Below are 16,247 nucleotides of genomic sequence, written 5' to 3'. Positions count from 1 at the left end.
TTGTAAGTGATGTGAAACATTTTCATCATTTTTCCATTAACCCAATGTCATTTTGAATGACGTTCATGACTTGCCCACCCCGATTTAATTTATCAACTTTTAGAAGTTGTGGTGAAGTTTTGCCTCAATTTTTAGGGCATAAATTACCTGTAGCGGAGACAACATGCACAGTAATTCAAGTTCTGGGTCTAGGCCTGGCCTTAACTCTTTATCTTCCAAGCTACCATTCCAGGCCCTTGCTTTAGGCATCGTCATTATGCCATTCAATAGCTTGAATGCAGAAAAATCACATCAATACAACACGGTTGTGACAACCAATGTTTTAACAGTGGTTGCAGTTGAAAACCCAACCACTGTTTTTAAAGACGGTCAGTTTCTGCATGGTTTCGGCTATGATTTAGCCCGCAACTATGCACAGAGCCTCAACGTAAAACTTGACTTTAAAACTGTTCCAGACAATGCAACCGCATTGAAATGGGTTGCCCAAGGTAAGGCAAACCTGGCCATGACCACGGCAGCACTGGCGGCAATTGAGAGCAAACAACTGGTTTCTTTCTCGGCAAGCTGTGGTGATCAAGCAAGTTTGAGTCGTAACGGACTAAATCCCCAGCTTAACTGGGTGTTTAAACAGGCTGATGATCCCCTTACCCTGACAGCCAGTGGTTTTGTCTGTCAGAGCAAGCAATCAGGCACCACTCAACAACTCGCTTCTTTCTATAATCGGAATGTGGTCAAACCTGAATCCTGGTCAACTATTCAGAAAGACCTGAATCAACGTTTACCTATTTATAAGGCGAGCTTTAAGCAAAGTGCCGCAAAATACAATCTGGATTGGCACCTGTTGGCAGCAATTGGCTATCAGGAGTCTTACCTAAAGCCTAGCTCGGTGTCTCCCACGGGTGTCCGCGGCTTAATGATGCTGACCAACAGTACAGCGCAGGCAATGGGTGTCAGTAACCGATCTGATCCAATACAGAGTATTCAGGGTGGTGCGAAGTATTATGACCTGATGCTGGATCAATATGCCAATGTAGCCTACCCAGACCGTAACTGGTATGCGCTGGTGGCATACAACATGGGACCTGGTGCAGTGAACCAGATTCAGAAACGGATCAAGGCTCAGGGCAAGGACCCAAATCAGTGGGTGAACCTATATGACTATTTACAGCGCAATCAAGCTAGAAATGGTCGCTATAAGCAAGCGGTTCAATACGTCACCCGTATCCGCACCTATCTAGAGCACATCAAAACCAGTAACCGCATTGATGTCTGAATCCAGACAGGCATAAAAAAAGCTTACCGTTGGGTAAGCTTTTTTGTTCAGAAAACAATTAAGCAGTTTGCTCAAGCACTTTCTTGAATAGGTCTTTTTGTTCCTGGCTTGGTTTAGCTGTCTGTAAAGCCATAAGCTGGGACATATCGCCTTGAACCTTGATTTTACCTGTCATGAATGCCTGCATCGCAGCAGCCATGTCAAACTCAAGGAATACTTTACGTAAAGTTTCCGCATCCATGTTCAAAGTGGTTTTAGCGTTTGGAGATAAACCCTTTTGGATTTTACCCGCATCTAAAGCCAACTCTGTATTACCAGCCGCATCTGTAACAACCAAGTTAATCGCTAAATTCGCAAGTGCTGGTGGTAAGTTTAAATCACCCGCCTCAGCAGTAAGTTTTTCAACAGTTGCAAACCAATCATCAGTTAAAAATGCAGCCATGATTCTTCCTCAAATGTATTTGTTCAATTTCTTGTGCCATCTATCCAGACGACATCACATGAAGCAATTTGCTTGTGCCCTGTTATAGCATGTAATTTTTAGTTTAGGCTATGCTTTTTTGTACCTCGAACTGAATTTTTTAGATGCTTATTGCTACCTTTATCGCTTATTGATCAAAATTTGAATTTTTTTAGTGCAAATTGTTTGTAAATAAAATCATAAAAAACCGCAATACAGATTTCATCATGTATTGCGGTCAAGTTATTTGATTATGGCAGAAGATTATATGGATTATTCCGCAGCAAAGCTGAGGTTCACCACATCCAGACGATTCTTCATCTCCTCAGGATCTTTCATATCAAACTCACGTTGCCCGTCCAGCGCCTCAAAGTCGAATAACTCACGGTCAGCCAGTTGTGATGGAGAAACGTTCTGCAATGCACCAAAGATGCTGTGCAGGCGTTTCGGATATTGTCTATCCCACTCACGCAGCATGTCATTGATGATGGCTCGCTGTAAGTTTTCCTGTGAACCACACAGGTTACAAGGAATGATGGGAAACTTACGCAATTCTGCATACTTGATAATGTCTTTTTCCTCGACATAGGCCAAAGGACGAATCAGGATATTCTTTTTATCTGAAGACAGTAATTTCGGTGGCATTGCCTTTAGGCTACCGCCATGGAATAGGTTCAGGAAGAACGTGGCCATGATATCATCACGATGGTGTCCCAACGCGACCTTGGTTGCACCAATCTCCTGGGCAAAACCATAGAGGGAACCACGGCGCAGGCGTGAGCACACAGCGCAATAGGTCTTGCCCTCAGGTGTTAAACGCTTGGTGATGGTATAGGTGTCTTTTTCAAGGATGTAGTAGGGAATGTTGTTCTCTTCCATATAACGTGGCAAAACGTCCTCTGGGAAGCCAGGCTGTTTCTGGTCCAGATTCACCGCAACAATATCGAAATTGATTGGTGCAATACGCTTGAACTGCAACAGGATGTCCAGCAAGGTGTAGCTGTCCTTACCGCCCGAAACACAGACCATGACCTTGTCGCCATCCTCGATCATGTTGTAATCACGAATCGCATGTCCAACTTGACGACGCAGCTTTTTCAACAGGCGATAATATGCCGAACTGGTCGGAAGTTCAGGCTTGAAATTAAATCCTTGGTTGGACTCGACTGGCGCGTACATAGACGTGATTTACCCATAAACAAAAATACCGCAAGATTTTATATGATTCCGAAAAAATGCGCACCTAAAGAATTTTTTCAATTTCTTTGAATCGTCATATTAGAGTTTCATACTGGTAAAATTCTGCCAAAATAAGTAAAAATTGTCTGGATTGCTTATATTTCAAACTTTTCCACAGTTTTCCACAAAACCTGTGGATAAAATTGTGGATTTCTACGCTATTGACAAACTGTTTTTATCTTAAAATAAGGCGTTCGATTAGATTGATCATTTTTTAACCAATGTTTTTATTAAAATAAAATCAATAGGTTATATAAGTCAATACTTCGATTTTAAAAAAAATATTTTAATTTTTTTTGCTGAACATTCGCACAAAATGACTTGATTTTTGTCAGACAGTGAAAAATAAAAAAATTGTAGCCAAAGTACTTTTTATGCTTTTTTTTGTTAAACTGCTGTGAAGAACTTAAGCTCATCTTTTGTGAATATTATAACGATGGACAAAACAACTTATTTTTTTGCTCTTTGTTTGGGGTCAATCGGTTTTTTTCATAGCACAGTATCGACCGCGTATGCTGGGCAGACCATTTATCAATTTAAAGACACCAATGGCACCACCCTGCTGACCAATCGCAAGAAAGCAGAATATAATCATTTAAAAGTGGTGAAAGCCACCTATTATCCTGACAGTAACATTCACAGTTATAGTAACTGGGGCGCGAGTGAAGCCTCTGTTCTGCCAAGCTACAGCCGTAACAAAAATGCATTTGACCAACTGATTCGGCAGGCCGCCCAGCAACATGGCGTTTCAGAAGGTTTGGTTAAGGCCATCATGCACACCGAATCGGGCTTTAACATTAATGCACGCTCACCTGTAGGGGCTCAGGGCCTGATGCAACTCATGCCTGCAACAGCCCGTCGCTTTAATGTCAGTAATGCCTACGACCCACAGCAGAATATTTTTGGTGGGGTCAAATATCTAAGCTGGCTATTAAAACGTTTTAACGGTGACACCCGTCTTGCAATTGCCGCTTATAATGCGGGTGAAGGCAATGTGGACAAATACGGCGGTATTCCCCCGTTCCGTGAAACTCAGGACTATGTACGCCGTGTTACCAGCCGCCTGCAAAACCTTTATTCATCAGGTCTGGGCACCCCGCTTTCTGACTCAAACAACAATACTCCAAACGGACAAGTGCTGGCGCAATCCGCCAATTATTCCACGAATTCCAGCAACCCTACCGAACCCGCACCAACGGCCAAACAGTACAGCCGTCAAATTATCACCCTGTCGGATGGTACTTTCACTGATGCACCGATGGGAACATATACCACCAGCAATGCCACTGCATCTGCCCGAATTCGCCTGAGTGACTAGCAATTTACTTCATCTATTCTCACCTGATGATTTTAGCTGTTTTTTATAAAAATTTGCTTTTAAGTCCCTGTTTAACCGTCAGTTCATTGTTTTATTGATTAAATGTATCAATCCCCATTTTTTTCTTGAATTTTTGGGGTTCACCCTGCATATTAACGGTATGGTTTATAATTTATAAATCAGATCACTTTTTCTTTATAAGAGGGTTTTCTCAATGATGCGGATTGGTTTGTTTTTGCTAACCAACCTCGCGGTACTGGTTGTAGCTGGCATAATTTTGTCACTCTTCGGTGTCGGTAGTTACCGTGGTGCGGGTGGCTTAAATCTAGGCAACCTGATGGTCATCTGTTTTGTCTTTGGTATGGTGGGCTCTTTTATTTCCCTGTTCATGTCAAAGTGGATGGCTAAAAAAACCACTGGGACTGAATTAATCGACCCAAATGCACCTCGTAACCAGGCGGAAGCATGGTTATTGCAGGAAGTTGCTCAATTAGCCCAACGTGCAGGAATCAACATGCCTGAGGTTGGTATTTTCCCGTCTTACCAATCCAATGCGTTTGCAACAGGTTGGAATAAAAATGATGCGCTGGTTGCCGTTTCCACGGGTCTACTTGAGCGCATGAACAAAGATGAACTTCGTGCTGTGCTGGCCCACGAAATCGGACACGTTGCCAATGGTGACATGGTGACACTGGCCTTGATTCAAGGTGTGGTCAACGCTTTCGTGATGTTCTTTGCACGTGTCGCAGGTGACTTTATCGACCGTAACGTGTTTGGTCGTGAAGATGGTGAAGCTCCAGGCCTGGCCTATTTTGCCATTACCATTGTACTTGACATTGTGTTCGGTATTTTGGCCTCTGCCATTGTGATGTGGTTCTCCCGTCAACGTGAATACCGCGCAGACGAGGCTGGAGCACGTTTGGCTGGTAAACAGGCGATGATTTCTGCCCTGCTTCGTTTACAGGCGGAATCTGAAATGCCAGACCAAATGCCGAAAGAAATGAAAGCATTTGCGATTGCGGAAGGTAAGGAACAAGGCTTTAGCTTAGCTGCTTTATTTCAAACCCACCCAACCATTGAACAACGTGTTGCCGCCTTACAGCAATTAAATGTTCAATAATCTAAACCAGATAAACGATAAAGCCTCCAAAATGGAGGCTTTATTTTACTTGGTTAATCTAACCAGCCTTGAAAGACTGATACAGTTGCCATAAATAGCTAAAACCAGCCCACATGGCAATCACCAATAGAATAAGTACCGCAATACCCAGCAAGTCAGGAATTCTTAACCAAATCCAGCTTACGATTGGATTACGCCAAAATGCCGAGGTTTTCTGCTTTTGCTCAAGGGATTCATGCAGGAATGGATGCACCACATGGATGTCACTGTATACCTGATATTCCTCACGAATATGCTCATGCACAATATCCAGTGTCTTGCGGCTTGGACGAATAAATACATCAAATAAAGTACCAATAATTGGGATAAAACCCACCAGCATATCCATAATCGCCAGTCTGACCACACCATTCAGTTTATGTTGTGGAACACCCACTTCCCTTGCCTTTTTAAAGGCATAGAGTGTAAGTACAAACCCCACAATATCACCTGCAAAGGGAATGGTACTGAGTGCTGCATCAGCACCAACCCCTTGTTTAGTAAATGGAATCCTGACCAGACTATCCATGGTATTGGCAAATTTTGCCAGATCACGTTCCACCGCAATTGCCTGCTGCTGGGTTAATTTTTTTTGTGTTGGACCAGTCATTCACTCAACCTAAAAACGTTGTTTATGCTTGAGAATAAAGTAGTTTTTAAGCTTTGTCGGTACAATTATTATTACAGTTCAGAATAAAATCATTGAAGCAATAAACAAATACACGATTACACCTGTGGCATCACAGATTGAAGTGACCAAAGGTGCCGAAGCACTTGCTGGATCAAGTCCTGCCTTATTCAAGATAAAGGGCAAGCTCATCCCAATCAGACACCCCATCAACACAATACCCATCATACTGATTGCCAACACCAAGGCGACCATTTCGTCACCACGGAAATAGCCCAACAACGACACTGCAACAGCCATAGTTCCACCAAGGCACAAAGCCACCAGACTTTCCCGTCCCAATAAATGAAACCAATCCCTAAACTGTACATCCCCCGTAGCCAAGGCACGTACCATGAGGGTTGAGGACTGGGAACCCGCATTTCCCCCACTTCCCACCAGCAATGGCAAGAAGAACACCAGCACCAGATTTTGCGAAATCACGTCTTCATAATGGGCAATCCCAATACCCGAAAGCAAACTGCCAAAAACCAAGAAAACCAGCCAAAACACCCGTTTCTGGTAGAGCTGCAAAATCGGTGCCGACTTGATACTGAGTTTAGATGAGGCATTCACCGCCCCCACTTTCAGGAAGTCCTCCGTCGCCTCCTCACTGGCAACATCCATTGCATCATCATAAGTGACTATTCCCACCATCATGTCCTGATGGTCAATGATCGGCAGGGCCAACAGGTCATAACGGGCAATGGTTTTCGCGACCTCATCCTGATCTGTATCGACATAGGCTTTCAGGACATTAGTTTCCATCAGCTCATTAATGTTCTGTTCCTCAGGCGCAAGAATCAGTTGCTTTAAGGATAGAACACCCAAAATCTTTCGTGCCTGATCCAACACATAGGCAAAGTAAATTGTCTCGGTATCAGGTGCTTCCAGACGCAACATCTTAATCGCATCGTTCACCATCATGTTGGGTTTTAAGGTCGCATACTCGGAACTCATGATCGCTCCAGCGGTTCCCTCAACATAGGAGGAAAGTTGGCGAATATCCTCCCTTTCAGCCTGTGCCAATGCGGGTAGCAGCGCATTCTGCTGTTCTTGGTCCAGACATTTAAATACATCAGCCCGTTTATCCGATGACATCTCGCCAATAATTTCAGCCAGAATATTTCTTGGCATGACTTTCGCCAGATTGACCTGTTCAGTGGGGGGAAGATAAGAAAACACATAGGCCCGTTTGGGCAAATGTGTTAACAGCAATTGCCCCTGTTCCACAGGTAACTGGGTCAACACATCCGCAATGTCAACGGCACGGAATGTTTTTACCGAATCAAGTGCAAGTTCAATCTGATTATTCTTTAGTGCATCATTTAATAAATATAAGAAATTGTTGGAGCTCATATCCGCCTCTTCACCAATGATCTGTCATGAAGAGTCAATCAGCCTTTTATTTTACTGGCTGATCAGCGCTTCATTCAGAACTTGGTCAATATAAAAATGTTTAATTCTTGAAAAACGACAACTCTGCGTGTCCATTTAGGCAATTAATCCTCATTGGGCCGTTTATACGGCACGGCAATACTACAAATAATTTTTTTCATTCTCAAATGAGCTAACAAAAATGAACAATTCAGGTCTATGGACTTAACTCATAGACCTGATTATTCATTTGCATTGAATTTTAAAGACTGTCTTATTCAATGGTTTCCAGTTTATGTTGAGGCTTAAACATATTGGCAACCAGTACAAACATAAATGGAATAAAGATCAGCACCAAGACCGTTCCAAAGAACACTCCACCCAAAACACTGATCCCGATTTCCTGACGACTGACCGCACCTGCACCAAAAGCAAAAACCAAGGGAATCACCCCTGCACCAAAGGCAAAGGATGTCATCAGAATCGGGCGTAAACGCAAGCCTGCACCCTGCAATGCGGCCTGAATGGCATTTTTCCCCTGAGCCTGTGCCATTGCCGCAAACTCAACAATCAGAATCGCATTTTTACAGGACAAACCAATGGTGGTAAGCAAGGCAATCTGGAAATACACATCATTCGGCAAACCAAAACTATGCGCAAAGATAATACTGCCTCCAATCCCCAAGGGAATTGCAGTCATCACCGCCATTGGGATACGCAAGCTCTCATATAGGGCGGCCAAACACAGGAAAATAAACGCAATGGAGATTAAATATAGCCAGATTGCCTGATTGGTTGACTGCTTTTCCTGATAGGAAAGCCCTGTCCACAATAATCCCAGTCCCTGTTGCTGGCCCACCAACTGCTCAATATCTTTCATGGCCTGTCCAGAGGATTGGCCACTGCCCACATTGGCCTGTAGTTGCAGGGCGCTATAGCCCATATAACGCTGCACAATACTTGGATTCCCTGCCCAGGACGTATTTGAGAATGAGCTGAATGGCACCATCTGGTTTTGACTGTTACGGACTGACCATTGATATAAATCTTCTGGTTTGGAACGGAATGGCGCATCACCTTGCAGAATCACCTGCTTAATCCGTCCCCGATCAATAAAGTCATTTACATAAGTCCCACCCCATGCCGTTGACAGGGTGCTATTGATATCATTCAGATTTAGGCCATTTGCCAACGCCTGTTTATGGTCAATCTTCACATTCAGGGTGGCTTTACTGTCGGTTGACTGCTTGTCCAGATTTTCAAAGCTCGAAAATTTCTGACTGAGTTGCTGTAGCTGCTTAAAGCTTTGATCAAGGAATTGATCGCCCTGACCATTCAGGTCCTGAATCCAGAAATCAAGTCCATCGGTTGAACCCAGACCATTTACCGAAGCGGGTAAGGTCACGTTAATCTGGGCATTGGGAAATTGGCTAAAATATTTAAGTGCCCGTTTACGAATGGCTTCGGCAGAATTTTTCTGTCCCGTGCGTTCATCCCAATGATTCAGTGCAATGAAACCCTGTCCTAAGTTTTGCCCTGTACCTGAGTTATTGCGTCCATACCGAATCAGTACCAGCTTGACGTTGTGTTGTTCATTCTGGAGAAAATATTGTCGAATCGACTCACCCACTTCCTGACTTTTGGACAGTGGTGCGCTATCCACCAGCCTAAATTGCACACTTAAGATTCCTTGATCCTCTTTCGGCAGGAAACTGCTTTGCAAGCCTTTATAGAACAAGGCAAATACCGCAATCAATGCAATAAACACCACCAGAACAGGGGCTTTATAGCGCAATGTGGTCTGGACTAAATTCAGGTATTTGGTTTTTAAACTTTCAATCCCGTTATTGAAGTGAACAGCCCATTTTTTAGGTTGATGGTTCGGTTTTAGAATCAAGGCACACAAAGCAGGCGTCAGTACCAAAGCCACCAACAGTGACAATATCATGGCAGCAACCAGGGTAATGGAAAACTGGCGATAGATCACACCGATTGAACCTGCAAAGAAAGACATTGGAATAAAGACCGCAGTCAGCACCAACGTAATCCCAATCAGTGCGCCACTAATTTCCTGCATTGATTCAGTGGCAGCCTGTTTGGGAGAGAGATGCTGCTCATGCATCAATCTTTCCACGTTTTCCACCACCACAATGGCATCATCCACCAACAGACCAATGGCAAGGACCAAAGCAAATAAGGTTAAAGTATTGATACTAAACCCAAGCAACTCCAGCACAGCAAAAGTACCGAGAATCACAATCGGTACAGTAATACTTGGAATCAGCGTGGCACGCCAGCTTTGCAGGAACAGGAACATCACCAGAATCACCAAACCAATGGCCTCAACCAATGTCTTGATTACTTCCTTGATGGATTCCTGAACAAAAGGTGTGTTGTCACGTGGATAAACGATTTTATAGCCAGCAGGCAATTTGCTGGATAACTCATCCAGCGTCTGGTGAATCAGTTTAGAGGTCTGGATGGCATTGGCACCCGAAGAAAGTGAAATTCCCAAACCTGCCGCTGGATAACCATTAATGGTGTTAAAAGACTGGTAATTTTCTGCACCAAGTTCAATACGGGCAATGTCCTTGAGTAAAACAAAACTGCCTGAGACATTGGATTTAACCACGATTTGCTCAAAGTCCTGAATGGTTTTTAATCGGGAACCTGAAGTCACTTTGGCATTGAGATATTGACCATCCACCACAGGCAAGTCACCAATTGCACCCGCGGCAACCTGCGTATTTTGGGTACTAATCGCTGCAACAATATCATTGGGGATCAGGTGGTACTGGATCAGTTTATTGGGGTTCAGCCAAATTCGCATGGCATACTGTGAACCAAACACATCAGTTTCACCCACCCCATCAATACGATTTAAATTATCCAGTACATGGGTTGAAAGATAATCGGATAAGGTGATGTTGGTTGATTTTCCTGTACTGTCATATAACCCCACCACCATAAAGGTATCACCAAGTGACTTGGTCACATTGACACCCTGACGCTGTACTGCATCGGGTAAACGTCGAATCACACCACTGATTTTATTTTGTACCTGAACCTGTGCGGTATCTGGATTGGTGCCATTTTCAAAACTGATGGTAATACGGCTACGGCCTGAGGCATCACTGGTTGAACTAAAATACAGTAAATGGTCAAGCCCCTGGATTTGCTGCTCCAATAACTGAGTAACACTCTGCTCAACAGTTTTGGCATCTGCGCCACTATAATTTGTTGAGACAGTAATTTTAGGCGGTGCAATATCAGGATAGCGTTCCACAGGTAAGTTGAGAATCGCGAGTATTCCTAAAGCCATGACGATAATGGCAAGTACACCTGCAAAAATGGGTCGCTCAATAAAAAACTTAGATAGCACGGCTGTTCATTCCATAGTTGAAACAGTCAATTTTTCAAAAACATAAACAAATATGGTGACTTTCAGCATATGATCATTACCGAGCTTTCCAGCAAACACCATCTCTATTAACATATCATTGCAAAAAGCGGAAATTGCGGAGAAATAATGGATTTTGGAGATTTAAGTGAAATAATTTCAATGTTCATTTCCATGAGAAATTAAAGCTTTGCTAAACAATTTAATTTGCTGTGCAATCAAATACTTCTCAATTTTGAATTGACACATCTTCCACTTAAACCGATATTAGCACGCTTATTACTCTCTCCCACTGTATTAGAACCATATGAAAGCCAGCTTAAAAAATTTTAATATTTTGCTGCTTATTGTGCTGCCCGCATTAATCACGGGTGGTCTGTTGATTTCTGCTGGAAATTTAACCGATGGTTTACGACTGGGCTTCCTATCCTTGCCTGGAACAATTTTTCTTATTCTCGCCATCATTAAACAGAAAAAATATTGGCATGTGCTCACCGTCATATGGTGGTTTATTTTCTGGCTTGATGCACTGTTACGTTCCAGCACATGGTTTCTATTTAACAGTGACAATGAGGCCTATTTTATTATCGAGGCGGTTGCCAATACCAATCAGCAGGAAATTCTGGAATTTTTTGAATTACATCTCGCCTCTCTTATTCTCGTTTTGTCAAGCTTAACTTTTCTTACAGTGAGCTATAGCTATGCAGTATTTAAGTATTTAAGTGCAAATGACCTTTTGCAAGTCTGGAATCAACGTTTTTACCGCATTTTTATTATTTTTTTGATCTTATTAACAATCACCAGCTATTTAATGAAGCCCTCGCGCAAAGTTCACCCTGTGGTATTTTGGCAAGATTATTACAGCAAAATCCAGAATTTTAAAGACAGGATCAAGCAACATAAAGCTGTACATCAGCAATGGGATCTCAGCGCAAAACAGAATCTAGTCTTAACTGAGCAGGCAAAAGGCAAACAAACCCATGTTCTGGTACTTTCAGAAAGTATCACCAGCCTGAATTATGGTGTATGTGGCTATCCACGAGATACCACACCAGAACTCAGTAAACGACTGGATCAGCTTAAAGTGTTTTGTAACGCCTTTTCACCTGCTCCATCCACCATCAATGCCTTACGGGTTTTATTGACGGAAAGTCCCGCATCGGAACATGATAAATATTCCCCTGAGAGTGTGCTGGCCTATGCCCGAGCGGCAGGCTATAAAATTTACTGGATCAGTAATCAGGACGATGTTTATCTCTCCTCCCTTTTTGGTTCCTATACAGATAAAGCCATTTATAAAAACAGGCGTTCAGGACGTAGCAGCAGTTCTCTGGATGAGAACCTGCTCCCTGATTATCAGCAGGCACTGGCTGATCCTGAACCGAAAAAATTGATTATCCTGCATTTGATCGGTGCCCATCCCAACTATCAGGAACGTTATCCAGCAGCATTTAACCGCTTTACCAGCACCAGTAATGATGCGGTGGAAACTGACCTTAAAAACAGGGATATTGACCCGTGGATTCGTTCGCTACGCAATGATTATGACAACGCCGTGTTATATGAAGATTCCTTGTTGGCCAAATTTCTGGATGAGTTACAGGCCGATCATGTACCAGACTTCAGGTCATTCATGGTGGTATCGGATCATGGCAATGAAGTCGGGCATGAAATCGATTATGCAGGCCACAGCCCAAATACCAAGGCGGGTTATCAGGTTCCCGTGATCATGTGGTATGACCATATCCCCTCAACTGGTGTGGATAAAACCAGGACACTGAACACGGCAGAACTTGATGACAACCTGATGCATATCATGGGACTTAAGGAAAAGTCAGCGCCAAAACGGACATACTGGCTGGATGGCAATTATCAGTTTAGTCCTGAGGAAAATTGGCCTTATTGGAAACACAGGCCATCCTGATATTCAAAGTTAAGAACGAATCCTGAGTCTTACGATACTCCACATTTGCGGATATGCAGTTAAATAAAATCTCTCTATGCTGAATATAAAGCAACATAGAGAGAAAAATGCCATGAAAAAAACTTTTTTAGTCATTACCTTAGCGGGTCTTTTAACAGCATGTGGCGGTTCTGACAATGATCATGATTCTGCAACCCCAGAAAATCCTAATCCCCCTACCCAACCAAATGAGTCAAAGGTCGGTGTATTTAGAAATGGCGAGATTGTTTCAGGTGTTCACTATCAAACCAGTGGCGGCACACAGGGTGATACCAATGACAAGGGCGAATTTAATTACAAAACTGGAGAAAAAATTCGTTTTAGTTTAGGCAATGTCCAACTGGGGGATGAGGTGAGTGCCAAAGCAGTCCTCACTCCTGTAGATCTATCTGAAAAAACCAATGTTAAGGAAAATCTGGTTGCATTTATTCAGTCTCTGGACAGTAATACAGCATTAGCAGGTATTCAGGTCAGTGATCAAACCAAAAATGTTTTAGCGGGGACACCCATCAATTTTGATCAAGCTTCAACAGCGTTTGTACAGGACAGCAATGTTAAAAAGACGATAGCAGAATCAGGAACAACCCTAGTGGATTCTGAAACAGCCAAGGTCAATTTAAGAAAGGCATTTTATAGTGATATTGCAGGCGTATGGCAACTATCCTCAACCAAGGCCAAAGAAAAAACCCTGGTTTATGTGGATGCAAATGGCAACTATGTGATGGGACAGGCCTCTGCTAAAGATGCGTATGGACAAGCTGGTATCGAGATCGGTAATTTTAATATTGATCCAATTACTTCACATATAAAAGCCACCGCGAGTATTGATAAAAATGGTGAATGGGGCTTTGCAGGTTCTGACACTGATATTTATCTTTCCTATGGTGAGCAGAAAGACACCTTGCTAATACGGGAACCGAGTGACAACAATGCCCGTTATACCCTGACTAAGGTTCCAAATCAGGAAAACAGTTTGGTCGGTTCATGGCAGATGCCGAACCACATCTTTACGTTCTTTAGCGATAATAGCTATTTCCTACTGCACACTACAGAAGAAGATTGTGCATTCAATGGCTTAGAATATGGTAAATACAGTGCCACCAATAACACGCTGAAAGTTTCTGAGATTTATTATGACACCACAGGCTGTGCTGGTTTAGTTGATTCCTATCATCCAGAGCTGGTTCCTGGACAATATGATCTAGACAGCTACACATTCACCATTAAGCAAAATGACTCACTTGCAGTTCAATATGAAAATGAAGAACCCGCAATTTTCAAACGAATAAAATAATCCAACACATGCCCTTTCATTCAAACCGATGAAAGGGCCCAAACTAAACGATATGCTCAAAATCCAGTGTAAACCCTGCCAGCAATTTTAATAATTCAGCTTGTGAATTACACTGCGTTTTCGCATAAATCGTTTTAAAATAAGTCCGTACTGAGTGATAAGTCAGACCTAGATGTGTTGAGATTTCCTCAGTCTTCAACCCCTTAAAAAATAGCACACAGATTTGTACTTCACGATGTGACAGCCCATACAACTGCTGCACAAACTGTTCCGCCAACTGGCACTTTTCATGAACTTCTGTAATAAACAGCGCAACCCGTTGTCGCTGATCAATCTGGAAGATATGTGACTGGTCAGATAATGGCATGACTGTCAGCATAATCGGATGTTCTCCCTGTTGCCCATAAATTCCCAGAACACCGCCAACATCTTCTGCATTAACGGTATTGTCCTTAAACAAGGCACTTTGAATCAAACGGTGCAACTGTGCCTGAAACTGGGCAGGAGCATATAAATGGTTATATTGATCAATGCTCAATAAGGCAGAATGTTCTAAAATATGTTTGGCCTGAAGATTACTGTAGGCAATATTCATCTGTTCATCTAAAATGATTACGCCTGTCCTTAGCCCATCAATCAACTGATACAGTTCACTGTTTTCCTGCCTTACAATACTTAACTGCCGATGAATTTGTAGGGCACGACGCAAATGCTTGCCTAATCGGGCCAACAGTTGCAGTTCCTCCACAGTATAGGGCGGTGCTTTTGGGTTACGGTGTACTGCAAATACCGACCATTGATATTTCCCCTGTTCAAGCAGAACAGCACCAAAACGGCTAATCCCAGCAGTTCTTAAACATCGGTCATGAAAAATATATTCATCTGAATATTCAGGCATATCTGCATAATGACTCAAATCTGCATGCACCACCCCGCCAATGCCAGCCTGCTGCCATAAAGGGACATGCAGTTTCATATCAATCACATTGATACATTCATCCTGATAGGCTTCTAAAGCTGATTCAGGAATGTTGTAGGTATAGACAAAATCAAAACTGGGATTCAGCTGATCAACCGCAGTAAAAATAGCAGTATTACTCTGTGTATATTCAACAATGGACTGTAAAACCCGTGTCCAAAGCTGATGATCCAAGGCAGCATCATAAATCATCCCAACAATATGATTCTCCAGTTGTTGCATACGCTCTGGCCCCATAAAAATCCTTTTAAATGCACCTTTAATTTTTATATAAAAAAATTAATAACTTAAGGAATTATTCACTCATTTTGTAACGCTATATTTTTTAAGGGCAGATCACCTGCCCCTATTTTATGGATGAGCCAATTGCTTGCGTTTAACCTGTTGCCATTGCCACCAGCCATAAGCCGCCAGTAACACAAAGGCAGCATATAAACCTGCGGTCAGGAACAGTTCCTTGTAGATAAACATGCCCACATAGACAATATCCACAAATACCCACAGCACCCAGGTCGCAATATGCTTACGGCTGGTCCAGTAAGTCGCCAGCAGGCTAAATGCAGCCAGTTGTGAATCCAGCATTGGTATGGCGGCATCGGTAAAATGCTTTAGGATCAAGCCAAACAACAAGCCACCGATTGCAGCCAGACACATTTGTAGCAAAACCGTTTTAATGGCAATCGGTTCAATCCGAATCTCATGATCCTGACGCTTGCCTTTTAGCCAATAATAGAAACCATAGAAATTAACCACCATAAAGAAAAATTGCAGAATGGTTTCGCCATACAGCTTAAAGGTAAAGAAAAGATAGGCATATAAAATAAAAGCCAGAAAGTTAAACCACCAGCACCACATATTGCGTTGAATGGTTAAGGCAACCCCAATCACACTAATAATGACGGCTATTATTTCTAGAGGAGACAATAGAAAACTTCTTATAAAAACTGGATGACATCATTATGGAAAAATTCTCATTTTAAGCAATCACAAATTCTTTATTTTATTCACTGATATTTTTATCATGATTTGAGATTATAACTATTTTTCAACCCAAGCTTATGTTATAAAAATCTATCGTTTATTTTTAAATCATGCTCATGTTGGCAAAGCAAGTTTCC

At 42.5% G+C, this 16,247-nt stretch carries 12 protein-coding genes; 5 read left to right on the top strand and 7 right to left on the bottom strand.

What is annotated here, in order from left to right:
* Positions 1-163: 163 nt before the first annotated feature.
* On the top strand, positions 164-1,273 hold the full coding sequence (locus tag QTA56_RS07830; RefSeq protein ID WP_267980369.1) for a transglycosylase SLT domain-containing protein: 1,110 nt from the start codon (positions 164-166) through the stop codon (positions 1,271-1,273).
* Positions 1,274-1,331: 58 nt separating this feature from the next.
* On the opposite strand, the gene QTA56_RS07825 is transcribed toward QTA56_RS07830, so the two are convergent.
* Positions 1,332-1,715 carry an SCP2 sterol-binding domain-containing protein gene (locus QTA56_RS07825; protein WP_004676693.1) on the bottom strand — a complete coding sequence of 128 codons (384 nt, stop codon included), beginning with the start codon at positions 1,713-1,715 and terminating at the stop codon, positions 1,332-1,334.
* A gap of 291 nt (positions 1,716-2,006) precedes the next feature.
* Complete coding sequence (ttcA, locus tag QTA56_RS07820; protein ID WP_267980368.1) at positions 2,007-2,912, bottom strand: tRNA 2-thiocytidine(32) synthetase TtcA; 906 nt, start codon at positions 2,910-2,912, stop codon at positions 2,007-2,009.
* 496 nt (positions 2,913-3,408) lie between these two features.
* Between ttcA and QTA56_RS07815 the strand changes: the two genes are divergently transcribed.
* Both QTA56_RS07815 and htpX read left to right on the top strand, forming a co-directional pair.
* The gene (locus QTA56_RS07815) at positions 3,409-4,290 is read left to right on the top strand and encodes a lytic transglycosylase domain-containing protein (protein ID WP_267980367.1); all 882 of its coding nucleotides are present in this window, start codon (positions 3,409-3,411) and stop codon (positions 4,288-4,290) included.
* Between the two features lie 214 nt (positions 4,291-4,504).
* Positions 4,505-5,410: a protease HtpX gene (gene htpX, locus QTA56_RS07810; protein ID WP_267980366.1), complete on the top strand. Its 906-nt coding sequence runs from the start codon at positions 4,505-4,507 to the stop codon at positions 5,408-5,410.
* A gap of 58 nt (positions 5,411-5,468) precedes the next feature.
* On the opposite strand, the gene QTA56_RS07805 is transcribed toward htpX, so the two are convergent.
* From QTA56_RS07805 to QTA56_RS07795, 3 genes are all read right to left on the bottom strand, one after another.
* A complete protein-coding gene (locus QTA56_RS07805; RefSeq protein WP_267980365.1) occupies positions 5,469-6,059 on the bottom strand; it encodes a DUF4112 domain-containing protein in 591 nt (196 codons plus the stop codon).
* Between the two features lie 78 nt (positions 6,060-6,137).
* A complete protein-coding gene (mgtE, locus tag QTA56_RS07800) occupies positions 6,138-7,475 on the bottom strand; it encodes a magnesium transporter (protein WP_267980364.1) in 1,338 nt (445 codons plus the stop codon).
* A gap of 292 nt (positions 7,476-7,767) precedes the next feature.
* Positions 7,768-10,875, bottom strand: coding sequence for a multidrug efflux RND transporter permease subunit (locus tag QTA56_RS07795; protein ID WP_267980363.1), 3,108 nt, complete (start codon positions 10,873-10,875; stop codon positions 7,768-7,770).
* Positions 10,876-11,200: 325 nt separating this feature from the next.
* Here QTA56_RS07795 and QTA56_RS07790 point away from each other — a divergent pair, with 325 nt between their 5' ends.
* Positions 11,201-12,817, top strand: a complete 1,617-nt coding sequence (locus QTA56_RS07790) for a phosphoethanolamine transferase (RefSeq protein ID WP_267980362.1) — start codon at positions 11,201-11,203, stop codon at positions 12,815-12,817.
* 112 nt (positions 12,818-12,929) lie between these two features.
* On the top strand, positions 12,930-14,150 hold the full coding sequence (locus QTA56_RS07785) for a hypothetical protein (RefSeq protein WP_267980361.1): 1,221 nt from the start codon (positions 12,930-12,932) through the stop codon (positions 14,148-14,150).
* A 43-nt stretch (positions 14,151-14,193) separates the two neighbouring features.
* Here QTA56_RS07785 and QTA56_RS07780 read toward each other — a convergent pair whose 3' ends face one another.
* Entirely contained in the window at positions 14,194-15,366 is a 1,173-nt protein-coding gene (locus QTA56_RS07780; RefSeq protein WP_267980360.1) for a LuxR family transcriptional regulator, read from the bottom strand.
* A gap of 114 nt (positions 15,367-15,480) precedes the next feature.
* A complete protein-coding gene (pnuC, locus tag QTA56_RS07775) occupies positions 15,481-16,053 on the bottom strand; it encodes a nicotinamide riboside transporter PnuC (protein ID WP_267980359.1) in 573 nt (190 codons plus the stop codon).
* Between the last annotated feature and the right edge of the window lie 194 nt (positions 16,054-16,247).

The sequence above is a fragment of the Acinetobacter thutiue genome, from assembly GCF_030385805.1.
Classification (GTDB): Bacteria; Pseudomonadota; Gammaproteobacteria; order Pseudomonadales; family Moraxellaceae; genus Acinetobacter; species Acinetobacter corruptisaponis.
The sequence above is the reverse complement of the archived record's forward strand: the minus strand, read 5'-3'. Positions and strand labels throughout refer to the sequence as shown.